The organism is Alphaproteobacteria bacterium (assembly GCA_026400645.1).
Lineage (GTDB): Bacteria > Pseudomonadota > Alphaproteobacteria > Paracaedibacterales > CAIULA01 > JAPLOP01.
The window spans coordinates 13,316-18,900 of the sequence record JAPLOP010000021.1 but is presented as its reverse complement, the minus strand read 5'-3'; the positions used below and the strand labels follow the sequence as shown (position 1 = coordinate 18,900).

Below are 5,585 nucleotides of genomic sequence, written 5' to 3'. Positions count from 1 at the left end.
GAAACGTTTAAAAAATTCTCAGAAGCTATTTTTAATTTTATGTCAAATACGATACCAAGTATAGTCGACATGTTGGTTGATCGAATTACTGACAATTTTCAGATCATCATCCCTGGAAAATGATCTGGAAGGGGTATATTCCATTTGTTCTCTGTTGTGGAGGATATGCCAAAAACGCGACATATTATATACGGCCTGCACAAGGCCATGCACGGCATTATAAACATTATCGTCATTATGGGCTTTCTGTTTTTTGTTTTTAGCGTTCTTGGGGTTTATTTATTTCAGCATGAAAGCGTGCCAGCCTTTCGATCGCTGACAGCTGCTATGCATTCAATGTTCCAGGTGCTATCGGGCGACGATTGGTACAATGTTTTAAGGACCGTCCTTCCTGTTTATCCTCACGCATGGATTTATTTTTACATTTACTATGTGGTCATGGTTTTTACTGTTTTAAATTTGTTTGTTGGTGTGGTCGTTGGGGCATTGCAAGAGGCGGAGTCCGAAGTCTATAAAGACGATGATGCCGCTGATCAAAAAATAAATGAAATTTACGAAATGGTCAAAAAGCTTGAAGCAAAAATAGAGGTGAATTCCATCAAAACAAGCTAGCCAAATGTTTTTTGCGAAGGGAATTATCGACTTTTCTGTCTGGTTCGTGCTAATTCTTAATTAGACAGATTAATTGCAGAATAAATATGATGAGTACAAATTATCCCTTTCGCCATATTGAATCGAAATGGCAAAAATTTTGGCACGACAATCAATCATACAAAGTCGCTGACACTGGCCCCGAACCCAAATGCTATATTTTGGAAATGCTGCCATATCCATCGGGGCGGCTACACATGGGGCATGTGCGCAATTATGCGATCGGTGATGCTATTGCTCGTTTTAAAGTGGCAAAGGGATTCAGGGTCCTTCATCCCATGGGGTGGGATGCATTCGGATTGCCGGCCGAAAATGCCGCGATCCAACGAAACACACATCCGGAACAGTGGACGATCCAAAACATTGCGGACATGAAACGTCAGCTGATTCAGCTGGGGTTTTCGTATGATTGGGATCGGGAAATCACCACGTGCCTGCCCAATTATTACGGGCATGAACAAAAATTATTTCTTGAATTCTATAAAAAAGGTCTGATTTACCGTAAAGAATCCTGGGTTAATTGGGATCCAACCGAAAATACCGTTTTGGCAAACGAACAAGTTATCAATGGCCGCGGATGGCGATCTGGTGCCCTAGTAGAAAAACGAAAACTGAATCAATGGTCCGTTAAGATTACAGATTATGCCCAGGAATTATTGGATGATCTGACACAAATTTCAGCCGGTTGGCCAGAAAAAGTCATCCGCATGCAAGAAAACTGGATCGGCCGATCCGAAGGGGCGCTTGTTCATTTTCCAATCAAGGATCACGCTGAAAAAAGCCTGGAAATATTTACGACTCGCCCAGAAACACTGTTCGGTGCGTCATTTTGCGCGATTGCGCCCACACATCCGTTGATTTCAGACCTGTTGTCAGATAACCCTGAATTGGCGCAATTTGTCCAAGACTGCCAAAGAATCGTAGCCACAGAAGAAGCCCTCAGCACAGTCGAGAAAAAAGGGTTCGATACGGGACTTCGCGTTCTGCATCCATTTGCAAAAGGCCAAGAAATCCCCATTTACGTCGCCAACTTTGTCCTGATGGAATATGGAACCGGCGCATTGTTTGGCTGCCCGGCACACGATGAACGTGATTTTGAATTTGCCCAGCGATACAATCTGCCCATTCGGTCAGTCGTTGAAACAACATCAGCATTGCCCTATACCGGTCCTGGAAAAATGATCGATTCAGATTTTTTGACTGGGTTGACCATTGATGATGCCCGCACAAAGGCGATTGACGCATTGGAAATATTAAACCTGGGTAAAAGAAAAATTACCTATCGTTTGCGGGATTGGTCAGTTTCACGGCAGCGGTATTGGGGATGCCCGATCCCGATTATCCATTGCCCAACGTGTGGCGAAGTTCCGATCCCAGGCGATCAGCTGCCCGTGATATTGCCCCAAGATGTAAAATTCGACCATCCCGGAAACCCACTGGATCATCATCCGACCTGGCAGCATATTGACTGCCCGAAATGTCATGGCCCAGCCAAACGCGATACCGATACACTGGATACATTTTTCGAATCGTCATGGTATTTCTTGCGGTATTGCGCCCCACAATCGGCCGATCCGATTGATGCCAAAATTTGCAACGACTGGATGCCTGTTGATTGGTACATTGGTGGGGTGGAACATGCGGTCCTCCATTTGCTGTATGCTCGGTTTTTCACAAAGGCTCTCAGGGATTGCGGATATGTAACCTTTGACGAACCCTTTACGAACCTGCTGACCCAGGGAATGGTTTGTCACGAAACGTACCAAGATGAAAATGGCAAATGGGTTTACCCTCATGATGTAGAAAAGGATTCTTTTGGAAACCACATTCATGCCGAAACACGGGCACCCGTAACCGTTGGCCGTTCCGAGAAAATGAGCAAGTCAAAACACAACCTGATTGATCCCCAAGACATTATCAATACCTATGGGGCTGATGTCGCGCGGGTATTTATTTTGTCGGACACGCCCCCAGATCGCGATTTCGATTGGAATACAGAAGCCTTAGATGGATCCTGGCGGTATGTGAATCGTGTCTGGCGTTTGGTGGAGGAGACTTTTGCCCGCATCGAACAGAACGTGCCGGGCGATGAAAGCCTGTGCAAGCAAACCCATCAGTACCTGGCAAAGCTGACTGATGCCTATGAACGGAATGCCTTTAACAAGGTACTATCCTTTAATCGTGAATTGGCCCGGGCCATTGATGATCGTAAAGATTCCGCATCCAGCAGCAGCCTGCGGGAAGCTGTGTCGATTCTGATTCAAACTCTAGCGCCCATCGCGCCACACATGGGACATGAACTGTGGGATAAGATTCACCCGGGACAAATCCTGCTGCAGACCCCCTGGCCGGCCGTTGACGAAGCCCTGGCGCGTGTTGATGAAATCACGATCGCGGTTCAGGTGAATGGAAAACTTCGGGGCACATTAACTGTTGCGCCCGATATCAATACGGCTGCGCTTGAACAAATGGCATTGGCGTTGCCATCGGTTATTTTGGCACTGGGGGACAATGCACCCAAAAAAATCATCGTCGTCCCGAAACGAATCGTTAATGTGGTTGTGTAATGGGGCGCCAAATAGTGCTGACCAAGGCTTTGTCTTTTGCTGTCCTACTCTCGCTCTCTGCTTGTGGGTTTGAACCTCTGTACGGCAGCAGCAAAACCAGCACCCAAACATCATCCGCCTACACGCTTCAAATCACGGGCAACAGCAATGATGCATACACGCAATACAAATTCAGACAGGAATTGGAACCGCTACTTAATCGAACTCTGATCAATCTGCCACAAAAACTTCGCATTGCCATTGCAATTACCGAAGAATACGGTGATATCGGATACGGGGCAGATGCAGCGTCCATACGATCACAGGGGCACATGACGGCCGTCATCAAACTTTACAACGGGCAATCGCTGGACCCGGTTCACAGCAACAGTGTGGATGTGGTCAGTTCCTATACGATCGATCATTCCGAAGAGTTTTCTAACTTGAATGCAAAGGACAGCACACGGGAACGGCTGATCACCAGTTTGGCCCAAGATACTGCCCACGAAATTAGGCGCGCAGTAATTCGCTAATACGGACCGCTGTGACTGTATAATTTATTGATTTAATGGCCAAAAAAATTTGGCGTCCCCAACGGGATTCGAACCCGTGTTGCCGCCTTGAAAGGGCAGTGTCCTAGGCCTCTAGACGATGGGGACTAAGGCATGAGTAAACCTAGCCTTTTTGCTACTAGAAATCAAGAAAAAAGTTTTTACTTGAAAATTAGCCAGAATTTGCTAAGGTAACAAGTATCAAGTGTTGGGGCATCGCCAAGCGGTAAGGCAACGGTTTTTGGTACCGTCACCCTAGGTTCGAATCCTAGTGCCCCAGCCAACAAATTTCCCCCCTCCTATTTTTTCTTTACGTTGGTCATTATGCGCTTAACTCACTATTTTCTTCCTACCTCAAAAGAAACGCCTGCTGAGGCTCAAATTGCATCGCACAGATTGATGTTACGCGCAGGCATGATTAACCAGACGACGTCGGGGATTTATTCGTGGCTACCGCTTGGGTTACGTGTGTTGCGCAATATCGAACAAATTGTCGCAGAGGAACAGGATCGTATTGGTTGTCATCGCGTTTTAATGCCAACATTGCAACCGGCCAGCCTGTGGCGCGAAAGTGGTCGCTATGATGATTATGGCAAGGAAATGCTGCGTTTTAAAGACCGCCATGATCGTGAAATGCTGTATGGTCCAACGAACGAAGAAGTCATTACGGATATCGTCCGTCAATATGTGAAAAGCTATCGTCAGCTTCCGCAAATCTTGTATCAAATTGGTTGGAAATTTCGTGATGAAATCCGCCCGCGCTATGGCGTGATGCGGGGTCGCGAATTTTTGATGAAGGATGGATATTCTTTTGACCTTGATTATGCTGGGGCGAAAGCATCCTATGAAAAGATTTTCGAAAGCTATTTACGAACATTTCGCCGAATGGGATTGACTGCAATTCCGGTCCAGGCTGATTCTGGGGCCATTGGTGGCGATTTAAGTCATGAATTTCAGATTGTTGCCCCAACGGGCGAAAGCATCATTTATTACGATGCGCGGTATGACGAATTATCACCAGAGGAATTAACCCTGAGCACGATGCAGGGGATTTATGCGGCCGCCGACGAAAAACATGATCCCAACAACTGCCCAGTACCCCCGGAACGGTTAAAAACCGCCTGCGGCATTGAAATTGGGCACATATTTTATTTTGGAACGAAGTATTCCAAGGCCATGGGCCTAACCGTAGCGGGCCCCGGTGGGCAATCAATTTATCCCGAAATGGGATCTTATGGAATTGGCGTGTCCCGTTTGGTTGGGGCCATCATCGAAGCAAACCATGATGAATATGGAATTATTTGGCCAAAAGCCGTTGCGCCATTTCAGGTGGGGCTTATCAATGCCAAAACAGGGGATGCGCCGTTCGATGCATTGGCTGATGATCTGTATCAAAAACTTTTGGGACAGAATATTGATGTCCTTTACGATGACAGGGCAGAACGTATTGGGGCAAAGTTTGCTGACATGGATTTGATCGGCTTGCCATGGCAGGTCGTTGTTGGCAACAAAACAATGCAAAATGGCACCGTAGAAGTAAAAGACCGCAGCACAGGCCATCGCCAAGAATTGTCTTATGATGAATTGTTAACGTTGCTTAGCTAGGAATTGTAAAAAAGTTTTTGGATACCTTTGCCCGTCATCCCCCTAAAAATGGGGTTTTGGATACAGGGACCAATAAAATTTTCGAGCCGCCCTTGACATCAGCAAAATAAAACCTATATCTAATAGTAAAGGATATTAATCAGGGGTATGTTGTTATGAAGAATTTTACTAAAATATTTTCATTGATTTCTGTTCTGGGGTTTTTTTTTTTTTTTTTTTATGGGACCGCAAT

4 protein-coding genes and 2 tRNA genes are annotated in these 5,585 nt (G+C 46.0%); 5 read left to right on the top strand and 1 reads right to left on the bottom strand.

Features of this window, described 5'->3' with window-relative positions; genetic code table 11:
• The first annotated feature begins 144 nt into the window (after window positions 1-144).
• The 3 genes from NTX76_02930 (at window position 145) to NTX76_02920 (ending at window position 3,730) form a co-directional block, all read left to right on the top strand.
• The gene (locus tag NTX76_02930; protein MCX7338222.1) at window positions 145-612 is read left to right on the top strand and encodes an ion transporter; all 468 of its coding nucleotides are present in this window, start codon (window positions 145-147) and stop codon (window positions 610-612) included.
• A gap of 86 nt (window positions 613-698) precedes the next feature.
• Window positions 699-3,218: a leucine--tRNA ligase gene (gene leuS, locus NTX76_02925; GenBank protein ID MCX7338221.1), complete on the top strand. Its 2,520-nt coding sequence runs from the start codon at window positions 699-701 to the stop codon at window positions 3,216-3,218.
• Window positions 3,218-3,730 carry a hypothetical protein gene (locus NTX76_02920; protein ID MCX7338220.1) on the top strand — a complete coding sequence of 171 codons (513 nt, stop codon included), beginning with the start codon at window positions 3,218-3,220 and terminating at the stop codon, window positions 3,728-3,730. Before leuS ends, NTX76_02920 begins: the two co-directional genes overlap by 1 nt.
• Window positions 3,731-3,780: 50 nt before the next feature.
• Here the strand turns inward: NTX76_02920 and NTX76_02915 are convergent.
• Window positions 3,781-3,856, bottom strand: a tRNA-Glu gene (locus NTX76_02915).
• A 101-nt stretch (window positions 3,857-3,957) separates the two neighbouring features.
• On the opposite strand from NTX76_02915, the gene NTX76_02910 reads away from it, so the two are divergent.
• Window positions 3,958-4,031, top strand: a tRNA-Gln gene (locus tag NTX76_02910).
• A gap of 41 nt (window positions 4,032-4,072) precedes the next feature.
• Entirely contained in the window at window positions 4,073-5,353 is a 1,281-nt protein-coding gene (locus tag NTX76_02905) for a proline--tRNA ligase (GenBank protein ID MCX7338219.1), read from the top strand.
• The last annotated feature ends 232 nt before the right edge of the window (window positions 5,354-5,585 follow it).